Raw genomic sequence first — 23918 nt, 5'->3', positions numbered from 1 at the left:
TTCACAGACATTAAGTCGTACTGTGGCAGCGCAGCAGCTTCGTTGCACCACGTACGCACCACTGGGAGCACGTCATGACCACCACTGGACTGGACGGCCGAAGCGTCATCGTCACCGGCGCGGGCTCGGGCATCGGGCGCGCCACCGCGCTCGCCTTCGCGGCGGAGGGCGCGCGCGTCGTCGTGGCCGACCTCAACGCCGAGAGCGCCGAGACGGTCGTGAAGGAGATCACGGCGGCCGGCGGCACCGCGGTGGCCGTCACCGGCGACCTGAGCGAGCAGGCCGTCGTCGACCAGGTGACCGCGACCGCCGTGGAGCGGTTCGGCGGGGTGGACGTACTGGTGAACAACGCCGGGATCATGGACCGCATGTCGGCGGTGGCGGAGGTCAGCGACGCGGAGTGGGAGCGGGTCATCCGGGTCAACCTCACGGCTCCCTTCCTGCTCACCCGGGCGGTGCTGCCGCACATGCTGGAGGCCGGCAAGGGCGCCATAGTGAACACCGCCTCCGAGGCGAGCCTGCGCGGCAGCGCCGCGGGGGCCGCGTACACCGCCTCGAAGCACGGCATCGCGGGGCTCACCAAGTCCCTCGCCGTGATGTACCGGGACAAGGGCATTCGTGCCAACGCCATCGCTCCCGGCGGCACGAAGACCGGCATCGTCGTGGACATCGAGGCCGGCTCCCAGGGTCCCGCGGTCCTGGGCGCGTACATGCGCAACGTCGGCCAGCCGGCCGAGGCCGAGGAGCAGGCGGCGGCCATCGTGTTCCTCGCCTCGGACGCGGCGAGCAACATCAACGGCGTGATCCTGCCCGTCGACAACGGCTGGGCCGCCGTCTGAGGTCCCGCCGGTCCAGGCCCGGCACCCTCGGTTCATCGAGCCGAGGGTGCTCAGCCGCCGCGGACGAACTGCCGGGCCAGTCGCTCCCCCGCCGTCACGGCGGCCGCGTGGTTCTCGATGGGTGACACCCGGGAGTTCTTGAAGACGATGTAGGTGACCCCGGCATCCGTCCCGCCGCCCCGCGGATCGGGACGGATGCCGAGGGCCTTGGCGGTGGCGTACGAGGCCTCGCCGATGATGTCGTGCGGGCCAATGTCGCCGACGACGGCGTACTGGACGCGATGCCGGTAGATCACGGCGGCCACCGATCCGCCGCGGACACCGTGGTCCCGGTGGTTCCAGATGCGGCTCGGGGCCGGGACGACGATGTACGGGAGGGTCTCGGCGCTCAGCTCACGGCCGTCGGACTGCTGGTAGGCGGTGGCGCTGGAGAAGAGCGGGTCGATGCGGCTGTTGCAGCGAAGGCCCGGCCTGCCGTCGCAGTCGATGTCCATGTCGGCCTTCCAGAACACGGCGCCCCGCGTGCCGCACACGGGGATATGGGCACGGGTACCGTCGTCGCTGCGGTAGCGCCCTCTTGAGACGGGGGCGCAGCCACGCACCTTCGCCAGCAGGTCGGCGGCGCGGACGTTTCCCTCACGCACCGCCGCCACGGGCCGGCTCGGCGGGGGGAGGACGGGGAGCGCCGCCGGAGCGGGAGCGAGCAGGGCGGCGCCGGCCGCGGCCAGCGTCAGCGACTGGACACGCACGATAAGAGACCCTCTCCTTGGGGACATTGATGGTCATTTGCCCACATTTGACGGGCATCTGACGACGCGTCCAAGGGAAAGGGTCCGGACGGCGCACGACCGCCTCGGGCGGCGCCGTGCGGCCGAGGGCCCGAGCCGCACTCGGCTCCGGCCACTCGACCGCCCTCACCGGCGCGGGAACAGCGACGACAGCGGTCCGCGCCGTGGGCGTGAACTCCCATGGAACAAGGGCGAGTTCACGCCGCGTCAGGGATCAGCATACGTACGTTCCCGGCGGTCCGGCCAACGGCCGCCCACCCTCTTGATGTGGTCGCGTCAGCCGTGTCTTATAGGTACAGACCAATCCCGTCGAGGGAAGGCGGACCCGTGCGACGCGTCCCCCCTGCGCTGATGCGTGCGTTGATGTGCGGCTCGCTGCTCGTGCTGGCGTCCTGTGGGTGGGGCGCGCAGGACGACGGCCAGGGCGAACGGCTGCCCTCGGCACCGATGGGCGTCACCGCCGCGGCGGGCAGCGCCACCAGCGTGCACGTCATGTGGAACCGGGCTTCCGAGGATCCGGAGGTCACCCGCTACGAGGTATATCGCGGCACCACAAAGGTCAAGGAAGTGCCCGGCGGGGAGCACATGGTGGACATCACCAGACTCAAACCGTCCACCACATACGTCTTCATGGTCCGGGCCCGGAACGCCGCCGGGGACTCCGGACCGCCCAGCAAACAGGTGCGCGCCACCACACCGGCAGCGGTCGCCGCCGATCACACGGCTCCCACCCGCCCCGGCCGGCCGCGCGGCAAGGCGGTCGGGAGCCGGGCGGTCCAGCTGTCCTGGGAGAAGTCGACGGACGACAGGGGCGTGGCCTCGTACGACATCTATCAGGGCACCTCGAAGATCCACAGCGTCGGCGGCGCGCAGACGGCGACCGTGGTCACCGGGCTGCGGCCCGGCACCCGTTACTCCTTCACCGTGAAGGCGCGGGACGCGGCGGACAACGTCTCGCCCGGGAGCGACGCCGTCCCGCTCACCACCGCGCCCGGTTCGGACGACGGCCGGGGGACGGCGCCGACCGGCTTCCGCGCGACGACCCACCGCGCGGACGGGGCGTACTACATCGATCTGTCGTGGATGGCGCCGGAAGTGGACGGAGTGATCACGGAGTACCAGATCCATCTCGACGGGCGGCCGGTGACCTCGCTGGTGTGGGGCGGCACTCCACCCGAGGGCAAGTCGACCTACAGCTTCTATGTGGGCCGGGACGCCGGGGTCGCCCACCGGGTGCGGATCAGGGCGAAGCTGCCGGACGGCACATGGGGCGGATTCTCCGCGGAACGCACGGTGACGACGGGCAAGAAGTGAGGCGCACGGTGTGCACGGGCAAGCAGCGATAGGCGCGGCATAGGGTTACTCGTATGGCCCATAGAGAACCCAATGCCGCGACTCCGCTCGATCTCTCCCTGCTGCGCACCTTCCTCACCGTGCACCGGACGGGGTCGTTCACGGCGGCAGGACGGCTGCTGGGCCTCTCCCAGCCGACGGTGACGACGCAGATGCGGTCGCTGGAGGAGCGGCTGGGCCGGGAGCTGTTCGAGCGGGGGCCGCGGGGTGTGGTGCCCACGGCGGTGGCGGACGAGCTGGCCGCGCAGGTCGCGGCGCCGCTGGACACGCTCGCGGCGGTCGCGGATCGCGGCGGCTTCGGTGCCGACCAGCCGCCGGACCCGGTCCACGTGGCGGGTCCGGCCGAGCTGCTGTGCACGAAGGCGCTGCCCGCGCTGGCGCCGCTGACGGAACAGGGCGTACGGCTGCGGATCAGCACCGGGCTGACCGACGACCTGCTGGACGGGCTGCGCGGCGGCCGCTTCGACCTGGTGATCGCCACGTCCCGGCCGCGCGGCCGCACCCTCACCTCCGTGCCGCTGATGGACGAGGAGTTCGTGCTCGTCGCCTCCCCCGAATGGGCCGAGCGCATCGGTGTGGACCGGGTGGCGGCCGAGGGGCCCGCCGCGCTGCACGGGGTGCCCCTGGTGACGTACGCCGAGGATCTGCCCATCGCCCGCCGCTACTGGCGCCATGTCTTCGAGGTACGGCTGAGCGCGCAGGCCGCGATCACGGTGCCCGATCTGCGGGGCGTCCTCGCGGCGGTCGTGTCCGGCGCCGGGATCACGGTGCTCCCCCGCTTTCTGTGCCTCGCCGAGCTGGCCTCCGGCGCCCTGGTGCCCCTGCTGTCGCCCGAGGACCCGCCGATCAACACCGGATATCTCACCCAGCGGCCCGGCGCCTCGGACAACCCGCATGTGGCCCTCGTCCGGGAGCGGCTGCTCCAGGCGGGCCGCACGTGGTGACGCCTCACCCACGGCAGTAACAAGCCATCAGCAGTCGGCCGGACGAAGGAATTCATCACCTGCCCGGTCCCCGTCCGCATGCGGGCCGGGCCGGGGGCACGTTGGCTCTCCCTGAGGCAGCACGGGCCTTTCCAATCCTCGGCGGCGCATGGGATGTACCGCCAACCGTGCCGCTGGAGGGCAGTTCCTATGCGTACTACTCAGTTTCTTCTCCGTTCCGGCCTGACCGTGGCCGCCGCCGCTGCGCTGCCGCTGACCCTGACCGCTCCCTCGGCCGCCGCGTTCGGTTCGGGGATCTCGGTGAGCACCACCGGCTCCGTCGTTTCGGTCACCACCAGCGCGTGTCCGAGCAACGGCAGCAGCTTCGGCAACTCCTCCTTGCTCTCCAGTGGACAGGCGAACTTCTCCCAAGGGCGCCAAATGTCGCTGACGGGGACGAGCAGTAGTCAGTCCGCGTCCTGGTCGGGTGTGAGCCCGGGCACCTATACCGTCATCGTGGTCTGCCAGGACGGGACGACGGCGGGCACCCAGTCCATCATCGTCTCGGCCCCCTCGACGCCCACGATCTCCGCGACGGCCTCACCGTCGCTCGGGGTGATGGGCGGTTTCGGCGGAGCGGTCAAGGACTACGGCACGGTCACGCTGGTGGGCGGCGTCGCGCTGGTCGCCACGGGCACCGTGGCGACGGCCTGGTTCCTGCGCCGCCGGGCCAAGCCCCACCGGCTCTGACCCAGGGGCACGTCACACCGGCGGCCGCCCACCCGACTCAGGTCGGAGGACGGCCGCCTGTCCGTGCACCACCTGTCCGTCCACCGCCTGTCCGTACGCCGCTTCTCCGCACGCCGCCTATTCCTGCGCCGCCTCCGCCTGCGCGGCCGGCTCGTCCCCGAAGTGCTCGAACTCCTCCAGCGCGTGGGTCAGCCACTGGGTCCAGAAGGTCTCCAGGTCGATTCCGGCGCGCAGCACGAGGTGCCGTAGGCGGTCCTGCGGAGTGTCCTTGCCGGGCGGGAAGTCGCGCTCCTGGATCTCTTCGTACTCGGCCAACTGACGCTGATGCAGGGCGAGATGGCGGTGCAGGTCGGCCTCGATGCCCGCCGTGCCAACGACCGCCGAGGCGCGCAGCCGCAGCAGCATCGTGTCGCGCATCGGCTTCGGATCCTGGGCGGCGGCCGTCCAGCGGGCCAATTCGGCACGACCGGCGGGCAGGACTTCGTAGCTCTTCTTCTGCCCCCGGGCAGGCTGCTCGGAGGGCAGGGCGCGGATGTAGCCCTCGGCCTCCAGTTTTCCCAGCTCGCGATAGATCTGCTGATGCGTCGCCGACCAGAAGTAGCCGATCGACTTGTCGAACCGCCGGGTCAGTTCGAGACCCGACGACGGCCTCTCGAGCAGGGCGGTGAGGATCGCGTGCGGGAGTGACATGGGGTCATCCTAGGGAGGGCCGCCCCACCGCTCGCGGGACCGGGCGCCTGGCCACGGCCCGCCGATGCGGCGACGGCCCTCCCGCCTTTCGTCTCTAGAGCGCCGCCGCCAGCTCCGTGCCCTGCTTGATGGCACGCTTGGCGTCCAGTTCGGCGGCCACGTCGGCGCCGCCGATGAGGTGCACGCTGCGGCCCGCGGCGAGCAGCTCCTCGTACAGGTCGCGGCGCGGCTCCTGCCCGGTGCACAGCACGATCGTGTCGACCTCCAGGACCTGGCTGTGCCCGTCGACGGTGACGTGCAGCCCGGCATCGTCGATCCGGTCGTACCGCACGCCCGGAACCATGGTGACGCCCCGGTGCTTGAGCTCGGTGCGGTGGATCCAGCCGGTGGTCTTGCCGAGTCCGGCGCCGACCTTGGTGTCCTTGCGCTGGAGGAGGTGGACCGTGCGCGGCGGGGCGGGCCGCTCGGGCGCGGCGAGGCCGCCGGGTGCCCGGTAGTCCATGTCGACGCCCCAGTTCCGGAAGTACGTCGCCGGGTCCTCGCTCGCCTTGTCGCCGCTGTCGGTGAGGTACTCGGCGACGTCGAAGCCGATGCCGCCGGCACCGAGGATCGCGACGCGGTCGCCGACGGGGGCGCCGTCGCGCAGGACGTCGAGGTAGCCGACCACGCTGGGGTGGTCGACGCCGGGGATCTCGGGGGTGCGGGGGCTGACGCCGGTCGCGACGACGACCTCGTCGTGCGCGTCCAGTCCGTCCGCGGTGACGCGGGTGTTCAACCGGACGTCCACGCCGTGCAGTTCGAGCTGCGTACGGAAGTAGCGGATCGTCTCGTCGAACTCCTGCTTGCCGGGGACCTTGCGGGCCACGTTGAGCTGGCCGCCGATCTCGGGCGCGGCGTCGTAGAGGGTGACGTCGTGGCCGCGCTCGGCGGCGGAGACGGCGCAGGCGAGTCCGGCCGGACCGGCGCCCACGACGGCAACGCGCTTGCGCAGCCGGGTCGGTGCGAGGACGAGTTCCGTCTCGTGGCAGGCGCGCGGGTTGACCAGGCAGGAGGTGATCTTGCCGCTGAAGGTGTGGTCGAGGCAGGCCTGGTTGCAGCCGATGCAGGTGTTGATGGCCTCGGGACGCCCGGCTTCCGCCTTGGCGACGAAGTCGGGGTCGGCGAGCATCGGGCGGGCCAGCGACACCATGTCGGCGTGGCCGTCGGCGAGCAACTGCTCGGCGACTTCAGGGGTGTTGATGCGGTTGGTCGTCACCAGCGGGATCGAGACCGCGCCCATGACCTTCTTGGTCACCCAGGCGTACGCGCCGCGCGGCACGGACGTCGCGATGGTGGGGATACGGGCCTCGTGCCAGCCGATGCCGGTATTGATGATCGTCGCACCGGCGGCCTCGACGGCCTGAGCGAGCGTGATGACCTCGTCGAAGGAGGAGCCGCCGGGCACCAGGTCGAGCATCGACAGACGGTAGATGATGATGAAGTCCTCGCCGACCGCCTCGCGCACGCGCCGGACGATCTCGACGGGGAAACGCATGCGGTTCTCGTACGAGCCGCCCCAGCGGTCTTCGCGCTGGTTCGTCTGGAGGGCGATGAACTCGTTGATCAGGTAGCCCTCGGAGCCCATGATCTCGACGCCGTCGTAGCCGGCCTGCTTCGCCAGGCGGGCGGCACGCGCGTAGTCGTCGATGGTCTGCTCGACCTCGGCGTCGGTGAGCGCGTGCGGCGGGAACGGGCTGATCGGCGCCTGGAGGGCGCTCGGGGCGACCAGGTCCTGGTGGTAGGCGTACCGCCCGAAGTGCAGGATCTGCATCGCGATCCTGCCGCCCTCGCGGTGCACCGCCGCGGTGATCTCCGTGTGCTGCTCGGCCTCCGCCTCGGTGGTCAGCTTGGCGCCGCCCTCGTACGGCCGGCCCGCGTCGTTCGGCGCGATGCCGCCGGTGACGATGAGGCCGACGCCGCCGCGCGCCCGGGTGGCGTAGAACTCCGCCATCCGCTCGAAGCCGCGCTCGGCCTCCTCCAGGCCCACGTGCATGGAGCCCATGAGTACGCGGTTGGGCAGGGTGGTGAATCCCAGGTCAAGCGGGTTCAGCAGGTGCGGGTAACGGCTCATCTGGCCCTCCGTGCGCGGTGTCGTGTGTCTGTTGTAGACGACGGGCCACGCGTTATGCAACTAGTTGCACAATGACGAGGGTCACTCAGCGGAGGGCCACCCGGGCGACGAGTTCGGCGACCGGTGCGGGCTGGTCGACCATCACCAGGTGGCCCGCGCCGGAGACGACCACCATCGTGACGTCGGGGCCGGCGTCGAGTCCGGCGCGCTCCTCGTCCGTGAGTCCGATCTCGTCGTGGTCACCGCGTACGACCCAGGCAGGCACGCCCGAGTCGCGGAGCCGGGGCACCAGCGAACCGTGCCGGTCCAGGTAGTCGAAGTAGCGGCGGATCACCTGGCGGCAGAACGCCGGGTCGTTCTTCTTGAACTCGGCCACCAGCGCCTCGCGGCGGGCCGGGGGCAGACTGCTCGCCATGGCGCGGGGCATCGCCTTGACCAGGGCGGACCAGGTCAGGGCTCCGATGCCGGGCAGCCCGCCGAGGCGATTGGCGACGGCCAGCACCCTCGGCTCGTCGGGCGCGGAGAACGTCGGGGACAGCAGAACCACCGGGCCGGAGAAGTGTCCGCCCGCCGCCATTTCCAGGGCGACGTTGGCGCCGAGGCTGTGGCCGACCACGACGTCGCAGCCCCGCTCCGCGGCGAGCGCGCCCGCCAGCGCCGCGTAGTTCTCCATGCTCAGGTCACGTGGGGGCAGGGTGCCCGCATGACCCGGGAGCGTGGCCGCGATCAGCCGAACCGGCGCGGAGGCGAGCGCCGGCGCGGCCATCAGGTCCTCGTAGAACGCGCCGCTGCACATTCCGCCGGGGAGCAGCAGCACCGTCGCCCGCGCGTCGGCGGGCCCGGACTCCTGGATGTCCCACGCGTGGAACTTCTCCGGGGTGGTCATCGTCGAACCTCCGTCTCGCGCCCGCGTTCAGCCGGAGTCTGGCGCGAGACGGGGCGATTCGACGACCCCGGACCGGAAGTGGCGGCATGTCGGTCCGCCACGCGATCCGTGAGACGAGGAGAGACCGGCCCTAGGGCCGTACGCCGATCACGACGTTGGCGTACATCTCCTCGGAGACCGCCAGCCGGGCCAGCAGACCGCCGCGGGCGAAGGCCTCGACGGCCAGGGGCGCCTGGTGTTCGCTCGTCTCGACCAGGAGGCAGCCGCCGGGGGCCAGCCACTGGGGCGCCTCCGCGGCGACCCTGCGTACGAGGTCGAGCCCGTCATCACCTCCGTCGAGGGCGACCAGGGGTTCATGGTCGCGGGCCTCCGAGGGCAGCAGGCCGACCTCTTCGGTGGGGACGTACGGCACATTGGCGGCCAGGACGTCGACGCGGCCGCGCAGGGTGTCGGGCAGGGCCGCGAAGAGGTCGCCCTCGTGGACATGTCCGGCGAACGGCGCGACGTTGCGGCGGGCACAGCGCACCGCGACCGGGTCGATGTCGGCGGCGTGCAGTTCGGGTCCGCCGAGGGCCGCGGCCAGGGCGGCGCCCACCGCGCCGGAGCCGCAGCACAGGTCCACGACGACCGACGCGCTACGGGCGAGGGCCACCGCCTGGTCGACGAGGTACTCGGTGCGACGACGGGGCACGAAGACACCCGGCTCCACGGAGATGCGCAGACCGTGGAACCCGGCCCAGCCGAGGACGTGTTCGAGGGGCAGTCCCGCGACGCGCCGGTCCACCATGGCGGTGGCCTCGTCCGGGGTGCGGGCGGTGGAGAGGATCAACTCCGCCTCGTCCTCGGCGAAGACACAGCCCGCGGAACGGAGCGCGGCGACAACGGAATCAGCAAGAGGGGGCATGGAAGCCGAGAGCCTTTCGATGAGCGAAAGGGCGCTCTCGCGGTCACCTACAGGCGGTGAGTCGCGTTGCCTTGGGAGGAGAGCACCCGACCTGACACAGCGGTAATGGGTCTCACCTCCTCGACAACTCCTCGACTGGGGCGGTCCGCAGCCGGGACGGCCACCCTACAGGAACGGTCAGACGGCGACCGACTCCTCCAGCTCCTCCTCGGCCTCCGCCTGTTCGGTCACGGGCTGGGGCTCGGGCTCGGGGACAGGCTCTTCCCGTACGGCGCGACGGGCGCGCGCACGCTCGACGGCACCGGCGACGGCCGTGACCAGCAGGCCGATCACCAGCCAGGCGACCAGCGTGCCCACGTTGCCGGACAGCCCGTCACGGTCGAAGTAGAGGAGGCTGCGGATGCCCTCGACGAACCCGGCGCCGTTCCAGAAGGCGTGCAGGGTGCCGAAGAAGCCGTTCTGGAGCTCCGGCCGGAACAGGCCTCCGGAGCTGGTGAAGTTGAGCATCACGAAGAGCACCATCATCGCGAGCGTGGTCCATCGCTTGAGGAACGTGTGGAGTCCGACGCCGATGAAGAGGATGCCCGCGGAGTAGAGCCAGCTCATCGCCCACACACTCGCGAGATCGTGGTGCGCGAGATGGAAGACGGGCCCGGCGAGGGCGGCGCCGATGACGCTCACGACCGCGGAGACGCCCACGGCGAGCAGTGCGCGTATCCGCAGGGGCAGGCCCGCACCCGCGGCACCGAGTGCGGCGACGGACGCGTACGAGCCGATGCTCAACGCGATCAGCAGGAAGAACAGGCCCTGGCCCGTGGGGTCGTCGGAGACCGGCGGGGCCACATCGGTGACCTTCAGGGGCACTCCCTGCTGGCCGGCGACCGGTGTGAAGACCTTCTCGACGGCCGTGGCACCCATGTCGGACGCGGCGGTGGCGACGACCAGCTCCGGCGTCTTCGCGCTCAGCACATAAGCGCCCGTGATGTCACGGGACTTGAGCAGGTCCACCGCTTCGGTGCGGCTCGCGACGGTCCGTACGTCGAGCTTGTCCCCCGCCTCGTCCTTGACCGTCTGGGCGAACACCTTCGTCTCGGGTCCGGTGCCGACGACGGCGACGGGCAGGTGGTTCGGCTCCGGCGTCACGAACGCGCCCATGTAGGCCAGCCCCATGCCGAGACACATCAGCAGCGGGGTGACCAGGTGCGTGAGCACATGGCGCAGGGCCGGGGAGCGCAGGCCGGTGTCCACGGGTCCTCCATTGGTTGGCATATACAACTCTCTATCAAGTTGTACTATACAACCAGAGAGTGGAGGGAGGTCCCGTGAAGGCATCCGAAGAGTCCGATGAGACCGTTGTCACGGCCGGGAAGGCCGGTGACACGGCGGGCACGACGGCCGCCGATGTCACCGTCGGCACGTCGGCCGCCGACCTGGCCGTCGAGACCATTCAGCGCGAGATGACCGTCTTCGCCCGGCGGGCCCGTGCCTCGGCGGGGCGCATGCATCCCGAGCTGTCCCTGGTCTCGTACACCCTGCTCGGCCATCTGGAGGAGAGCGGCGGCTGCCGCGCCACCGATCTGGCCTCGCACTACGCGCTGGACAAGTCCACCGTGAGCCGTCAGGTGACCGCGCTCGAGCGGGCCGGGCTCATCGAACGGCGGCTCGACCCCGAGGACCACCGGGTGCAGGTGCTGCATCTGACGGAGGCGGGCACGGAGATCCTCGCCCAGGTGACCCGGAGCCGCCGCGCGGCGTTCCGGGAGCGGCTCATGGGCTGGTCCGAGGAGGATCTCGCACGCTTCGCCTCGTACCTGCTGCGCTACAACACCACGGCTTCGCAGGACGGCCCGGTCACGAAGGCGTCCACGAGCTGACACGCGCCTCCGCCGCCGTCGGCCACGCCCGCGATCACCGCGGTCCTCGGCGTCACCGGGCTCCCACGATCCGCTCGTCGCCCAGGTGCTCGGGCACGCGTGCCGCCATGAAGCGGGTGGTGCGGCGCAGCCGGAAGCCGAGGGATTCATAGAGGCGGATGGCGTTGGTGTTGCCCGCCGCGGTGTGCAGGAAGGGTGTCTCGCCGCGCTCGCGGATGCCGTGCGCGACGGCCAGGATCAGCCGGGTGGCCAGGCCCTCGCCGCGGAAGCCGGGGTCGGTGCAGACCGCGCTGATCTCGGTCCATCCCGGCGGGTGCAGCCGCTCCCCCGCCATGGCGATCAGGGCGCCGTTCCGGCGGATCCCGAGATAGGTGCCGAGCTCGACGGTGCGCGGCAGGAAGGGGCCGGGCCTGGTCCGCTCGACCAGGTCCAGCATCGCGGGTACGTCGGCGGGGCCGAGCCGCACGGCCTCGGCGTCCGGTGCCGCGGCGATCCCGTCGTCGACGAGCTGGACGCCCTCCAACTGGAAGGTCACCTCCCAGCCGTCCGGCGTCCGCCCGTTGAATCCGGCCAGGGGTGCCTCGCCTCCCGGGCCCACGAGGGCCGCCAGGTCCGCCCAGTCGTCGGTGTCCGGCTCGTCCGGCAACGCGAGCCACGGCGATACGTCCACGGGGTAGCGCAGGACGTTGCCGCGGCGCTCGGCGAAGTGGGCGTGCGGGCCGGTCAGCGAACCGAGCGCGGGGTTGTCCAGCGGGTGCGCGGTCATGCGGACACCTCGATCACGATCTTGCCGCGCGCATGACCGTCCTCGACGGTGCGCAGCGCCTCACCGGCCAGGTCGAGCGGGAAGGTCCGTGTCACGAACGGCCGCAGCTCGCCGTCCACCACGAGTTTCGCCACCTCGTCGAGCACGGCGGCGGTGCGGGCCCGTGCCACGGGTACGCCTCCGAGCCGCGCGACCGTCTCCCGGTCGGCGCCGGTGATCAGCTTCGTACGGTCGGTCAGCAGCGTCGCCGCGGCTTCCAGGACCTCGCCCCCGACCAGGTCGAACACGGCGTCCACCCCGTCCGGCGCCGCCGCGCGCACCCGCTCCTCCAGGCCGGGCCCCGACGGGACGTGCACGGCTCCGAGCGACTCGACGAAGTCCTTCTTGCCGTCGTTCGCGACCCCGACGACGCGCAGCCCGAAGGCGCGTGCGATCTGCGTGGCGGCGACACCGACTCCGCCGCCCGCGCCGGTGATCAGCACGGTCGCGCCGGTGGGCAGGTCGAGCTGGCGGATTCCGTCGTACGCGGTCGCCGCCGCGACGGGCAGGGCCGCGGCGTCCGTGAACGACAGCCCGGCGGGCTTGTGCGCGGTGACGGAGACGGGAAGCAGGGCGTACTCGGCGTAGCCGCCGGCCACCGGGTTGCCGAAGACCTCGTCCCCTGCGGTGAAGCCGGTCACGTCGGCGCCGACCTCCTCGACGACCCCCGCGACCTCGTTGCCGAACACGGCGGGCAGCTCGCGCTCGTCGCCGCCCGGGCGGCGATAGCCCGTCCGCTGCTTCCAGTCGACGGGGTTCACACCGGCGGCGCGCACCGCGACGAGGAGCTGGCCGGGTCCCGGGCCGGGGCGGTCCAGCTCCGCCAGGGCCTCGGTCTCCGGGCCGCCGTACCGCGTGAAGACGTACGCCTTGGGCATCTGCTCCCTCACTCTCCTTCGCTGTCACCGGGCGCAAGGGCCACCGTCACCGGTTGTAGGGGCCACCGGATCCGGTATCAGCGGCAAGGAAGATCGCGGCGTGGCTATTCCCCGGCCCCTGGAGAGTTCATACGTCCGCAATGATCGGGGCCCCCGCCCGGGCGCGGAGCACGGTCCACCACCGCGTACGGTTGAACGCGTAAGTACTGATGTACGCGTATGCGCTGATCACGGACGCATGTGCGGGCACTGATCACGTTCGATCCGCGGGCCGCCGTCCCCCGGCGGCCCTGGAGGCACCACCCCTATGAACGTCACGCGAGGCTTCACCGGGCGCCCGCGCGCCAACAACGCCGGACTGCCGCCCGGCCAGTACGACGCGGGCGACGACTGGCCCGTCCTGTCCGCCGAGGTCACCCCCGACCTCGCGCCCGCCGACTGGACCTTCCGGGTCGACGGCCTGGTCGCCGAGGAGCGCACCTGGAGCTGGGAGCAGGCGCACGCGCTGCCCGCTTCGGCGTACGAGGGCGACATCCACTGCGTGACGAGCTGGTCGAAGTTCGGGGTGCGCTTCGGGGGCGTGTCCCTGGACGCGTTCCTGGACGCCGTACGCCCGGACGCGAGCGCGACCCACGCGGTCGCCTACTCGCACAGCGGGTACACCACGAACCTGCCGCTCGCCGACCTCACCGGTGGCCGTGCCTGGATCGCGTGGGAGTACGACGGGAAGCCGCTGCCCGCCGAACACGGCGGCCCGGCGCGGCTGATCGTGCCGCACCTGTACTTCTGGAAGAGCGCCAAGTGGATCGCGGGCCTCAGGATCCTCGACCACGACGAGCCGGGCTTCTGGGAGCAGAACGGCTATCACGCACGCGGCAACCCCTGGGAAGAGCAGCGCTACTCCGGTGACTGAGACGACTTCGGTGACGCAGCCAGTTCCGGTGACCGCGACAAGCGCGGTGACGGAGACAACTCCGGTGATGGGGACGATGACCGAGACCTTCGTGCCGCCCACGCGGTTCGCCGTGCCCGGGCGGATCGCCGTGAGCAACCGCGCCGCGGCCACCTGGCAGACGGCCACGCTCACCGAGATCCGCCGGGAGACGCCGCACGCGGCCACCTTCCGGTTCGCGGTCCCGCACTGGACGGGGCATCTGCCGGGGCAGCATCTGATGCTGCGGCTGAGGGCCGAGGACGGGTATCTGGCGCAGCGCCACTACTCCATCGCGTCACCGCCCGACGACGCCGGCCACATCGAGCTGACCCTTGACCATGTCGAGGGCGGCGAGGTCTCCGGCTGGTTCCACACCGTGGCCAGGCCCGGCGACTCGGTCGAGGTGCGCGGGCCGCTCAGCGGCTTCTTCGCCTGGCCCGGCGACCGGCCCGCGCTGCTCATCGGCGCCGGCTCCGGTGTCGTCCCGCTGATGTCGATGCTGCGCCACCACCGCGCACGGGATCTGGACGTGCCGCTGCGGCTGCTCGTCTCCGCCCGCACCTCCGAAGCACTCATCTACGCGCGGGAGTACGGCGAGGAGACCACACCCGTCTTCACGCGCGGCGCGCCGGACGGTGTGCCGGTCGGACGCATGGCGGCCGCACATGTGGCACCGCTCCTGGCCGAGCAGCCTCCCGGTGGGTGGGAGGCCTATGTGTGCGGCTCCAACGGGTTCGCGGAGCACGTCTCCCGGTTGCTGGTGGAGGCGGGCCAGCCCGTGGACCGGATCCGCATCGAGCGCTTCGGCTGAGGCCGCTGAACGATGCCGTGGCAGCGCCGAGTTGAAGCACCGGGTCGAAGCGCCGAGGGCGGAGAACGGACGGTGGCCAAGGCTTGGCGGCCCTCCGATGGCACACGTACGGTGTGATCATCCGCACCCCTGATGTCAAAGGTGGTCCTTCATGGCCCTGTTCGACCTCCCCCTCGACGAACTCCGCGACTACCGCAGCGCGTCCGCCGAGCCCGAGGACTTCGACGCCTTCTGGGCCAAGACACTCCAGGGGGCCCGTGAGCACGAGCTCGACGCCCGCTTCGAGCCGGTCGAGACAGCCCTCAAGACCCTCAAGGTCTACGACGTCACCTTCGCCGGATTCGGCGGGCACCCCATCAAGGGCTGGCTGACGGTGCCGGCCTGGGCCAACTCGCCCCTGCCCACGGTCGTCGAGTTCGTCGGGTACGGCGGCGGTCGCGGCCTTCCGCACACACATCTGCTGTGGGCCTCGGCGGGCTTCGCGCACTTCGTCATGGACACGCGCGGCCAGGGCAGCGCCTGGGGCGGTGGCGGCGAGACCCCGGACCCGGTGGGCAGCGGGCCCGCGTTCCCCGGCTACATGACCCGCGGTGTCGACGCTCCCGAGAACTACTACTACCGCCGGGTGTTCACGGACGCGGTGCGCGCGGTGGAGGCGGCCCGCTCGCATCCGCTGGTCGACGCGGCTCGCGTCGCGGCCCTCGGCGGGAGCCAGGGCGGCGGCATCACCATCGCGGTGGGCGGCCTGGTCCCCGATCTGGCCGCGATCGTGCCGGACGTGCCGTTCCTGTGCGACTTCCCCCGCTCGACGACCATCACGGACCGCTCTCCGTACCGGGAGATCGGGAACTACCTCAAGACCCACCGCGGGCACACCGCCGACATCCTGCGCACGCTCTCCTACTTCGACGGCGTGCACTTCGCGGCACGCGGCCGGGCGCCCGCCCTCTTCTCGGTGGGCCTGGAGGACCAGACCTGCCCGCCCTCCTCGGTCTTCGCCGCGTTCAACGCGTGGGCCCACGACGACAAGAAGATCGAGGTGTACGACTTCAACGACCACGAGGGCGGCGGCCCCTACCAAGAGGCGGCCCAGCTCCGCTGGCTGCCCTCGCACCTCTGAGGCCCGCGATGGACACGGCTCAGGCGGCGCGGCGCTTCGTCCGGGTGTGGGAACGGTCCTGGGCGGCCCACGACGTCGACGCGATCCTGGAGTTGTACGCCGCCGACTGCGTCCACCGTTCCATGCCGTTCCGCGAGCCGCACCGGGGCCCGGACGAACTCGCCGCGTATATACGGTGGTCCTTCGCGGCCGAGCACACGACCGACGTTCGGTTCTCCGAACCGATCGTCGGACAGGATGGTCTGGCGGTCGCCGAGTTCCGCGTCCTCGCGGAGGAGGACGGACAGCCGTCGACACTGGCGGGCTGCGTCTTCGTGCGCTTCGACGCGGAGGGTCTGGCCGTGGAGACCCGTGACTACTGGCACACCATCACGGGCCATCAGGAGCCGACCGGCTCTCTCTTCCTCATCTAGGCGCGCGCCGCTGCCCGCCGCCCCCCTGACGGCGGGCAGCGACGACGAGGTGGTGTCCTGCGGCTTCCCTCCAGTCCGACCAGTCGGTACGTTCGACGGGCCCGGACCCTTCCAGGTCGGCCCGCGGACGTATGACGGAGGTCCCATGTCCCAGCACGCGCCTGATGTTCAAGGCCACTGCGACGCGCATTTCTCGGCGGTGCGCGTCGCGTTCGAGGAGAACTTCCGCGACCGCGGTGAACTGGGCGCGGCCGTGACGGTCACGCTCGGCGGGGAGACCGTGGTGGATCTGTGGGGCGGCTGGGCCGACGCGGCGCGCACCCGCACCTGGGAGCGGGAGACGCTGGTCAACGTGTGGTCGACGTCGAAGGGACCGACGTCGCTGTGCGCGCACATCCTGGCCGATCGGGGGCTGCTCGACTTCGACGCCCCGGTGGCCGTGTACTGGCCGGAGTTCGCGGCTGCGGGCAAGGAGAACGTCCTGGTACGGCATCTGCTGTCGCACCGGGCGGGGCTGTCAGGGCTCCGTGAGCCGCACACGTTCGCCGAGCTGTGCGACTGGGAGCTGACCGTGGATCGTCTCGCCGCCCAGGAGCCCTGGTGGGAGCCGGGTACGCGGTCCGGCTATCACGCGCTGACGTTCGGTCACCTGGTCGGCGAGGTGGTGCGGCGGGTTTCGGGGCTGCTGCCCGGGGAGTTCCTGGAGCGGGAGGTGACCGGGCCGCTCGGGATCGGCTTCACGATCGGGCTGCCGGAGAAGGAGACGGACCGCGCGGCCGAGCTGGTGCATCCGCCGGCCGCGCCGAGCAGCGAACAGGCGGCGATCTTCGCCCAGTTGGCGCCCGCCGCGCTGGCCGCGCTCACCAACCCGCCGGTGGGAGCCAACGAGGCGAACACGCCGCAGTGGCGGGCCGCCGAGATCCCGGCCGCCAACGGTCATGGGACGGCCCGCGCGGTCGCCGCGCTGTACGGGATCTTCGCCCGGCGCGGTTCGTACGGTTCCCGGCAGGTGCTCTCGCCGGAGGCCGCCGAGCGGGTGCGCGAGGGGCAGGGCAGCTGCCGTGACCTGGTGCTGGGCGCCGGGTTCGAGCACGAGACGGAGGTCGGGCTCGGCCTGTGGCTGAGCGGGCCCAACGGGTCCTACGGTCCCAACCCGAGGGCTTTCGGACACGACGGCTTCGGCGGCTCCTGTGGTCTCGCCGACCCCGAGGCGGGCGTCTCGCTGGGCTACGTCATGAACCGCATGGGCCCGCACATCGCCGACGACCCAAGGAAGATGGCGCTCGTCGACGCCCTGTACGGCGCGCTCTGAGCGCTCCCGCACCGCACGGAGGGTGTGGGCTGAAATCGGCCGAAGTGCCCGGACACTCTTTCCTGGTGGTTTAGACCAATGCTAGATGTGGTGCCGCAATGAGCCCGCACGGCTACGTCTTGTCACCACGCAGGAGGCGCGGACATGGCCCGCACCACCCATCCATCCGACCACGAGCCCCGTTACTCGCGGATCGCCACCCAGCTGCTCGGCGACCTGCGCGACGGGTCGATTCCGCCCGGTGAACGCCTGCCGGGAGAGCGGGAGTTGGCCACCCGGTTCGGAGTGAGCCGCGAGACCGTACGGCAGGCGCTGCAGATGCTGCGGCGCGGCGGTCTGGTCTCCACCGACCGGCGCGGCAGCCACGCCACCCTGCCCGGCACCACCGCCGAGCACGTCCCGTCCCTCGACTTCCCCGTCGGGGCGCACACCACCGAACCGTGCGCCGTCCAACGCACCACCGTGAACTGGGAGGCTCCCTCGCCGGAACACGCGCAGGCCCTGGGACTCGCGCCGCGCCGACCGACGCTGGTCCACCGCTATGAGTCGGCCGCGGCGGACGGCACCGGACTGCGCACCGCCGTGACGTCCTTCTCCACGGTCGCGGTGACCGAGGTCGAGGAGCTGGCCCGCTACCGCGACCGCGCGGACGGCACCGCGTCGGCGCAGCTGCGGCGGGCCTACGACTGGATGCGCAAGGCGGGGCTGACCCTGTACCACCGGGACTCGATCACCCGGCTGCCGCAGTCCGTACGGGTCACCCGGCGCGTGCACGACCAGTACGACCGGCCCCTGGAGATCACCGACCTCATGGTGGACGCCCAACAGGATGCCCTGGTCTATGAGTTCACACTGCCGGCGGCCGGATGAACTCACCGGGGCGACGGAAGTACATGCGTACGGTGGATCCCGTGGGCCCGAGGTCCTCGGCGACGAGATCGCTCAACTGCCGTACCACCCACATCCCGTGGCCGCCCACGGCCCGCGCATCGGGCGGCAGATGGCCGGGGAACCGCGCGGGCATCGCCCAGTTGCGCGCACCGCCGTCGGCAACCTCGCAGATCACGTAGTCGGGGTCCCTGCGCAGCCGCAGCACACCGCCACCGCCGCCGAACCGCACCGCGTTGACCAGTACCTCGTGCACCGCCGCCACCATGTCGTGCGTCCGCTGCTCGGGCATCCCCGAACGGCGGGCGTACGCGGCGAGGGCACCACGCACGGCCGCCGACCGGCCGCGTGCGAAGCGGATGTCGTCGCAGTCGTCGCAGCCCTCGGGCAACGGATCCGCCGGGAGGGCGGCGTCGCATTCGGCGTAGAAGTCGGCCGGGTCGGCGTAGCGTCCGCTGGGAGCCGATATGCGGGCGCCGAGGGCGAGTTCGGGGTGGGTGCGGGTCGCGGTGCGCAGGACGTCGGCGGGGAGTGTGCGGGTGTCGTAGGGGCACAGGATCCAGTGGGCGGAGTGCGCGAAGGCGACATTGAGCAGCGATTCGTAGCGCATCCACTCGCGTGCCTCGAAGTCCGTGCGGCCCGCCCAGACCGGTTCGCCGATGACGCGGACGCGGCGGTCCCCGCCGTGGTCCGCGCAGTACGCGTGGTACTGCCCCAGGGTGCGGGACGGATAGCCGTACCAGTCGTCGGCGTCGACGAACTGGACGTCGCCGGAGCGGCTGCCGAGGGCCTGTTCGAGGAGGGCGATGTTGTGGTTCTTGACGACGGCGAGGACGGCGTCGCCCGCGGCCAGGCCGTCGCGGGCGAACTCCAGGGTTCCTTCGAGGAATTCGTCGTCCGAGCCGTAGCAGAGCGCCTGGTGGACGAACCCGGTGCGGGTCATGGCGGGGGCTCTCCTCGTGCTTCTCGGTCTCCTTGTTCGATCCGCAGGCCGGGCACCCGGTCCCAGCCGGTCACCCGCATCACCCGCTGGACGTGCGGGGCGACGCCGTGCAGGACGAGGGTGCCGCCCGCCGCGTACAGGCCGAGGGCCGAGAAGACCAGCAGACGCAGCGCGCCGACGTCGACGAAACGCAGGTCGCGCAGGTCCAGCCGGGTGCGGACACCGTTCGCGGTGCGGCCGCGGGCGCGGGCCGTCTCGGCGTGCAGGGCGCGGGCGACGGCGGTGACGTTCGTGTCGTCGATCTCCCCGGCGAGTGCCAGTCCGGGTGGTGCGAAAGTGCGGGTGATGGAGAGCAGTTCGTCGTGCCAGACGAGGTCGGCGGCGACCCTGCCATGGTGCAGTACGTCGAGCGGGATCAGCTCCTCCTCGTCGAAGACGCGCCGGTCGTACTGGCAGACGCCGAGCACGGGCAGAGAGGCGAAGACGGGGTCGAGGAGGAGCTCGCTGTCGTGCAGCGTCTTGAGGCTCTTGCCCGCCCGGCCGCACAACACCTCCATGCTGACGCGCAGACCGAGGAAGCCGTCGGCGACCGCGCGCCGGGCCTCCCGGCGGATCACCTCGTCCAGGTCCCACAGCCCCTCGGGGGTGGCCAGCTGCGGGTCGACCGCCAGCCTGCCCACCGCGACCTCCTCGTCCACGGGGCAGCCGTACGCCTCCAGGAAGGACAGGGCCAGGCCCGCCGGAATGTCCCCCGGCGTCAGCACCAGCCCGCGCTGCCCGCTGGCCAGTCCGTCGAGGAGGAACGCGGCGAGTACGGTCTCGCGCTCCTCGTCCGTGTCGTAGCCGAGCAGCAGATGGTCTCCGGGACGCATCTGCCCGACGGCTCGCAGCGCCGGTACGGCTTCCATCCCCCGCACCCCCCAAGGTCGCCACTCGGTGTGCCGGGACGCTTCCACGCTACGCCGGAAGCGGCGGCCGCGTGAGGGGGTTATGGTGACCGCCATCGGGTCCGGTGAGGGGGAACGATGGCGGCCTCAGTGCGTAACGGCAGGTCCGGCAATCTGCCCGCCGAGGCCAACGTCTTCATCGGGCGCACGGCCGAACTGGCGGAAATATCAGGCCTGTTGGGTCACACCCGCCTCGTCACGCTCACTGGCCCCGGAGGTGTCGGCAAGTCACGGCTCGCAGTCAGGGCCGCGCATGCCGCACGCCGGGCGTTCCCGGGCGGGATGTGGCTCGTGGAGCTGTCGGAGCTGCGGAACCCGGATCTGCTCACCAATGCCGTGGCGCAGGCGACCCGGCTGACCGAGCAGACCCTGCGGCCGCTTCTGGAGGGGCTCTGCGAGCATCTCGCCGGGGCCCCGCCGCTCCTGCTCCTCGACACCTGCGAGCACGTACTCGACGAGTGCGCGCGCGTGGTGCAGGAACTCCTCGGACACGTACCGGAGTTGCGTGTGCTGGCCACCAGCCGGCAGCCGCTGGGCGTGCCCGGCGAGCACCTGCTGACGGTGGCACCGCTGCCGCTCGGCGAATGGGACGACGCGGTGGCGCTGTTCGCGGCGCGCGCCTCGGCGGCCGTGCCGTCGTTCACGCTGACCGACGCCAACCGGGCGGGTGTGGCCGCCGTCTGCGCCCGCCTCGACGGGATTCCGCTGGCCCTGGAGCTCGCCGCGGTCCGGCTACGCGGTTTCCCCCTCGACCGGCTCTTGGAGGGACTCGACTCGCGCTTCGACCTGCTCGTCTCACCCGCCAGGCCACGGCTGGCCCGTCATCAGACGCTGCGTACGGCGATCGGCTGGAGCCATGAGCTGTGCACCCCGCTGGAGCGGCTGCTGTGGGCACGCCTTTCGGTGTTCGCGGGCGGCTGGGACGTGGAGGCCGCCGAATTCGTCTGCCACGGCGGCCCGTTGGACGCCGAGGAGATCCTCGCGCTGCTCGCCTCGCTCACCGAGAAGTCGATCGTGACCCGCGAGGGCGACGGCGCGGCCGTCCGCTACCGGATGCTCGACACGGTCCGTTCGTTCGGCGCCGAGTGGCTCGGCGGCCTCGGCGAGGAGGAGGCGGTACGCCGCCGCCATCGCGACTACTTCCGCTGGACCGCCCGGCAGGGCGAGGCCGAGTGGCTCGGCCCCGGCCAGCGGATGTGGGCCGAGCGGCTCACCGCGGAGCACGCGAATGTGCGGCTCGCGATGGAGGAGTGCCTGACGGCGGCGGAGCCGGAGACCGCGCTCGAACTCGCGGGCACGCTCTGGTACTTCTGGTTCGCCTGCGGCTTCACCGAGGAGGGGCGCGGCTATCTGGAGCGGGCGCTGCGCCGGACCCACGGCCTCGGCCCGGAGCACACGCTCGCCATCTGGACGCATCGCCTGGTCACCGTCGTACCCGACGACCTGGACGCCGCGGAGTCCGTGAGCGCCGCTTATGTGTGGCTGGCCGAGGAACGCCAACTACCGGTACCAGCACTGCCGTTGACCGGCGCGAGCCTGGCGGTGCGCGGGGAGTCGGCGCGGTCGGCGGTGCTGTACGGGAGCGCTCCGCAGTGGCCCGGGGGTGGCGGAGGCGCGGAGTTCTACCAGTTGCTGACGCTCGCCGTACAGGCGTATCTGCTGGCCGGCCAGGGCGCCTTCGAGCGGTGTGCGGTGGTGGCGGAGCGGCTGCGCGCGGACTGCGCGAAACGCGGGGAGCTGTGGATGCGGGCCTGGGGAGACTTCTTCGTCTCGCTCTCCGGCATCGGCCTGGGCCGCCCGGACGAGGCGCTGCGTACCGGGCGCGAGGCGCTGGCCGCGAAGTGGCGCGTGCACGATCGGCTCGGTGCCGCCGCGGTCACGGACTTGCTGGTGGCCGCGCAGGCGTGCCGGGGTGAGCCGCTGCTCGCCGCGCAGCTCCTCGGCGTCAGCAGACGCCTCTGGTACGCGGCCGGGCTCCCCCGGCTCGGCAACTCCGAGACGACCGTCTTCCGCAGGGAGTACGTACGCCGGCTCCGCGCGGCCCTCGGCAACGCCCGTTTCACCGAAGCGGTGCGCGAGGGACACGAGTTGGGGCCGGACGCGGCGGTGACGCTGGCGCTGGGCGGGGCGCCGGACCCGGTGTGACGCTGCAGAGCCCTGCGCCACTCCTGCGGTGTCACCCCGTACGCCTCCTTGAAGCAGCGCGTGAACTGGCTGGAGTCGGTGAATCCCCAGGCGCGGGCGACCGAGCCGATGGTGCGGGTGCGGCCAACGGGTGAGGCCAGGGTGGATCTGCCGTGCTCTCTGGGGTGGATCGCCGCCGCGCGCGGGGACGACGAGCGCACCCGCGCGTACGGCACAGCGGTCGAGCAGTGGGCGCACCCGCGCGACAGCGGGCTGCATCTGGCCCTGTCGGCGATGGCACTGGTCGAGGCGGCGCCGGCGCTGCCGGGTGTCGAGCGGTGGCCCTTCGACCACGCGCGGGTCCGGCCGGCCTTCGGCGCCCTGCACCGGCGCCGGCGGCGGCCCGGCGACGGTCGGCCCGAGCTGCGACGCGCCGCCGGAGTCACCACGGAACGCACGCCGGACGGCGCCGGGGCCCCGCTGACCGCGCAGCAGCTCGAAGTCGCCCGGCTGGCCGCCTCGGGCCTGAGCAACAAGGAGATCGGCGCCAGGCTCTATCCGTCACCACGGACGGTGGGCGCCCACCTGTACCGGATCTTCCCCAAGCTGGGCATCACCTCGCGCTCCGCGCTGCGCGACGCGCTGGACTCTCTGAGGCGCACGGGAAAGGAGGGGACTATGACGTCAGCACATACCCGTCCGGGGCGGTAATGCAGTCATTCGACCGGTCCCAGGGGCGCCGTTCGCGTCTAGCGTCGAGACATGACCACCAACGACGCACAACAGATCGAGCGAGCCAACGCCACCGGGCGCGCCCCGGTCGTCTTCGTCCACGGTCTGTGGCTGCTGCCGAGCAGCTGGGACCGGTGGGCCGCGCACTTCGAGCAGGCCGGATACGCACCGGTCGCGCTGTCCTGGCCCGACGACCCCGACACGGTCGAGGAGGCCAACGCCCATCCGGAGGTACTCGCCGGCAAGACGGTCGGGCAGGTCGCCGACCACCTGGAGGGGCTCATCGGCGGGCTGGAGAAGAAGCCCGCCGTGGTCGGTCACTCCTTCGGCGGACTCCTCACCCAGATTCTGGCCGGACGCGGGCGGTCCGCCGCCTCGGTGGCGATCGACCCGGCGCCGTTCCGGGGCGTCCTGCCCCTGCCGATCTCGTCCCTGCGCTCCGCCGCACCCGTCCTGGGCAACCCGGCCAACCGGCACCGGGCCGTCCCGCTCACCTACGACCAGTTCCGGTACGGCTTCGCGAACGCGGTCAGCGAGGAGGAGGCCAAGGAGCTGTACGACACCTTCGCGGTGCCCGCGCCGGGCGCGCCGCTCTTCCAGGCCGCCACCGCGAACTTCAATCCCTGGACCGAGGCGAAGGTCGACACCGAGAACCCGGACCGCGGCCCTCTGCTGCTCATCTCGGGCGAGAAGGACCACACCGTGCCCCCGGCGATCACCAACGCCTCCTTCAAGAAGCAGCTGCGCAATCCCGGCGTCACCGAGATCGTGGAGATCATGGACCGCGGGCACGCGCTGACCATCGACCACGGCTGGCAGGAGGTCGCCGACACGGCACTGGAGTTCGTCCGCCGCTTCGTCTGACCCACCGGCCGTACGGCGCCCGCACGCCGC

Annotated in this window: 24 protein-coding genes; 14 read left to right on the top strand and 10 right to left on the bottom strand. The window is 71.7% G+C overall.

What is annotated here, in order from left to right; all coding sequences use genetic code 11:
- Positions 1-74 precede the first annotated feature (74 nt).
- Positions 75-839, top strand: a complete 765-nt coding sequence (locus OIC96_RS43305) for an SDR family NAD(P)-dependent oxidoreductase (protein ID WP_330302574.1) — start codon at positions 75-77, stop codon at positions 837-839.
- Between the two features lie 50 nt (positions 840-889).
- On the opposite strand, the gene OIC96_RS43300 is transcribed toward OIC96_RS43305, so the two are convergent.
- The gene (locus OIC96_RS43300; protein WP_330302575.1) at positions 890-1588 is read right to left on the bottom strand and encodes a glycoside hydrolase family 75 protein; all 699 of its coding nucleotides are present in this window, start codon (positions 1586-1588) and stop codon (positions 890-892) included.
- Positions 1589-1978: 390 nt separating this feature from the next.
- Here OIC96_RS43300 and OIC96_RS43295 point away from each other — a divergent pair, with 390 nt between their 5' ends.
- The 3 genes from OIC96_RS43295 (at position 1979) to OIC96_RS43285 (ending at position 4653) form a co-directional block, all read left to right on the top strand.
- On the top strand, positions 1979-2941 hold the full coding sequence (locus tag OIC96_RS43295; protein WP_330302576.1) for a fibronectin type III domain-containing protein: 963 nt from the start codon (positions 1979-1981) through the stop codon (positions 2939-2941).
- Positions 2942-2994: 53 nt separating this feature from the next.
- Positions 2995-3924 carry a LysR family transcriptional regulator gene (locus tag OIC96_RS43290; RefSeq protein ID WP_330302577.1) on the top strand — a complete coding sequence of 310 codons (930 nt, stop codon included), beginning with the start codon at positions 2995-2997 and terminating at the stop codon, positions 3922-3924.
- 189 nt (positions 3925-4113) lie between these two features.
- Positions 4114-4653: a hypothetical protein gene (locus tag OIC96_RS43285; protein ID WP_330302578.1), complete on the top strand. Its 540-nt coding sequence runs from the start codon at positions 4114-4116 to the stop codon at positions 4651-4653.
- 117 nt (positions 4654-4770) lie between these two features.
- On the opposite strand, the gene OIC96_RS43280 is transcribed toward OIC96_RS43285, so the two are convergent.
- The 5 genes from OIC96_RS43280 to OIC96_RS43260 all read right to left on the bottom strand — a co-directional run bounded on the left by OIC96_RS43280 (position 4771) and on the right by OIC96_RS43260 (position 10479).
- Positions 4771-5343, bottom strand: coding sequence for a PadR family transcriptional regulator (locus tag OIC96_RS43280; RefSeq protein ID WP_330302579.1), 573 nt, complete (start codon positions 5341-5343; stop codon positions 4771-4773).
- 94 nt (positions 5344-5437) lie between these two features.
- Positions 5438-7453, bottom strand: coding sequence for an NADPH-dependent 2,4-dienoyl-CoA reductase (locus tag OIC96_RS43275; protein ID WP_330302580.1), 2016 nt, complete (start codon positions 7451-7453; stop codon positions 5438-5440).
- Positions 7454-7538: 85 nt separating this feature from the next.
- Positions 7539-8339: an alpha/beta fold hydrolase gene (locus OIC96_RS43270; RefSeq protein WP_330302581.1), complete on the bottom strand. Its 801-nt coding sequence runs from the start codon at positions 8337-8339 to the stop codon at positions 7539-7541.
- A 130-nt stretch (positions 8340-8469) separates the two neighbouring features.
- Positions 8470-9243 (bottom strand): putative protein N(5)-glutamine methyltransferase, encoded by a 774-nt coding sequence (locus OIC96_RS43265; protein ID WP_330302582.1) that lies wholly within the window; start codon positions 9241-9243, stop codon positions 8470-8472.
- Positions 9244-9420: 177 nt separating this feature from the next.
- Positions 9421-10479 (bottom strand): hypothetical protein, encoded by a 1059-nt coding sequence (locus OIC96_RS43260; RefSeq protein ID WP_330309981.1) that lies wholly within the window; start codon positions 10477-10479, stop codon positions 9421-9423.
- A gap of 221 nt (positions 10480-10700) precedes the next feature.
- Here OIC96_RS43260 and OIC96_RS43255 point away from each other — a divergent pair, with 221 nt between their 5' ends.
- Positions 10701-11117, top strand: a complete 417-nt coding sequence (locus tag OIC96_RS43255) for a MarR family winged helix-turn-helix transcriptional regulator (protein WP_330309982.1) — start codon at positions 10701-10703, stop codon at positions 11115-11117.
- A 52-nt stretch (positions 11118-11169) separates the two neighbouring features.
- On the opposite strand, the gene OIC96_RS43250 is transcribed toward OIC96_RS43255, so the two are convergent.
- Together OIC96_RS43250 and OIC96_RS43245 are read right to left on the bottom strand one after the other, a co-directional pair.
- Positions 11170-11883: a GNAT family N-acetyltransferase gene (locus tag OIC96_RS43250; RefSeq protein ID WP_330302583.1), complete on the bottom strand. Its 714-nt coding sequence runs from the start codon at positions 11881-11883 to the stop codon at positions 11170-11172.
- Positions 11880-12800, bottom strand: a complete 921-nt coding sequence (locus OIC96_RS43245; RefSeq protein WP_330309983.1) for an NADP-dependent oxidoreductase — start codon at positions 12798-12800, stop codon at positions 11880-11882. The genes OIC96_RS43250 and OIC96_RS43245 overlap by 4 nt, the downstream gene beginning before the upstream one ends.
- Positions 12801-13107: 307 nt before the next feature.
- Between OIC96_RS43245 and OIC96_RS43240 the strand changes: the two genes are divergently transcribed.
- The 6 genes from OIC96_RS43240 to OIC96_RS43215 all read left to right on the top strand — a co-directional run bounded on the left by OIC96_RS43240 (position 13108) and on the right by OIC96_RS43215 (position 18260).
- The gene (locus OIC96_RS43240) at positions 13108-13713 is read left to right on the top strand and encodes a sulfite oxidase-like oxidoreductase (protein ID WP_330302584.1); all 606 of its coding nucleotides are present in this window, start codon (positions 13108-13110) and stop codon (positions 13711-13713) included.
- Between the two features lie 76 nt (positions 13714-13789).
- On the top strand, positions 13790-14545 hold the full coding sequence (locus tag OIC96_RS43235) for a ferredoxin reductase (RefSeq protein WP_330309984.1): 756 nt from the start codon (positions 13790-13792) through the stop codon (positions 14543-14545).
- 151 nt (positions 14546-14696) lie between these two features.
- Positions 14697-15665, top strand: a complete 969-nt coding sequence (locus OIC96_RS43230; RefSeq protein WP_330302585.1) for an acetylxylan esterase — start codon at positions 14697-14699, stop codon at positions 15663-15665.
- Between the two features lie 8 nt (positions 15666-15673).
- Positions 15674-16078 carry a nuclear transport factor 2 family protein gene (locus OIC96_RS43225; protein ID WP_330302586.1) on the top strand — a complete coding sequence of 135 codons (405 nt, stop codon included), beginning with the start codon at positions 15674-15676 and terminating at the stop codon, positions 16076-16078.
- A 145-nt stretch (positions 16079-16223) separates the two neighbouring features.
- Positions 16224-17390, top strand: coding sequence for a serine hydrolase domain-containing protein (locus OIC96_RS43220; RefSeq protein ID WP_330302587.1), 1167 nt, complete (start codon positions 16224-16226; stop codon positions 17388-17390).
- Between the two features lie 144 nt (positions 17391-17534).
- On the top strand, positions 17535-18260 hold the full coding sequence (locus tag OIC96_RS43215; RefSeq protein ID WP_330302588.1) for a GntR family transcriptional regulator: 726 nt from the start codon (positions 17535-17537) through the stop codon (positions 18258-18260).
- On the opposite strand, the gene OIC96_RS43210 is transcribed toward OIC96_RS43215, so the two are convergent.
- The gene (locus tag OIC96_RS43210; protein ID WP_330302589.1) at positions 18238-19221 is read right to left on the bottom strand and encodes a sensor histidine kinase; all 984 of its coding nucleotides are present in this window, start codon (positions 19219-19221) and stop codon (positions 18238-18240) included. The genes OIC96_RS43215 and OIC96_RS43210 overlap by 23 nt on opposite strands.
- Positions 19218-20129, bottom strand: a complete 912-nt coding sequence (locus OIC96_RS43205; protein WP_330302590.1) for an MEDS domain-containing protein — start codon at positions 20127-20129, stop codon at positions 19218-19220. Before OIC96_RS43205 ends, OIC96_RS43210 begins: the two co-directional genes overlap by 4 nt.
- Positions 20130-20246: 117 nt before the next feature.
- Here OIC96_RS43205 and OIC96_RS43200 point away from each other — a divergent pair, with 117 nt between their 5' ends.
- The 3 genes from OIC96_RS43200 to OIC96_RS43190 all read left to right on the top strand — a co-directional run bounded on the left by OIC96_RS43200 (position 20247) and on the right by OIC96_RS43190 (position 23888).
- Positions 20247-22313, top strand: coding sequence for an ATP-binding protein (locus OIC96_RS43200; protein WP_330302591.1), 2067 nt, complete (start codon positions 20247-20249; stop codon positions 22311-22313).
- 69 nt (positions 22314-22382) lie between these two features.
- Positions 22383-23003: a helix-turn-helix transcriptional regulator gene (locus OIC96_RS43195; protein ID WP_330309985.1), complete on the top strand. Its 621-nt coding sequence runs from the start codon at positions 22383-22385 to the stop codon at positions 23001-23003.
- A gap of 51 nt (positions 23004-23054) precedes the next feature.
- On the top strand, positions 23055-23888 hold the full coding sequence (locus tag OIC96_RS43190) for an alpha/beta hydrolase (protein ID WP_330302592.1): 834 nt from the start codon (positions 23055-23057) through the stop codon (positions 23886-23888).
- Positions 23889-23918 lie beyond the last annotated feature (30 nt).

It is taken from the genome of Streptomyces sp. NBC_00775 (assembly GCF_036347135.1).
GTDB lineage: Bacteria > Actinomycetota > Actinomycetes > Streptomycetales > Streptomycetaceae > Streptomyces > Streptomyces lutosisoli.
This window is presented reverse-complemented; position numbering and strand designations above follow the sequence as displayed.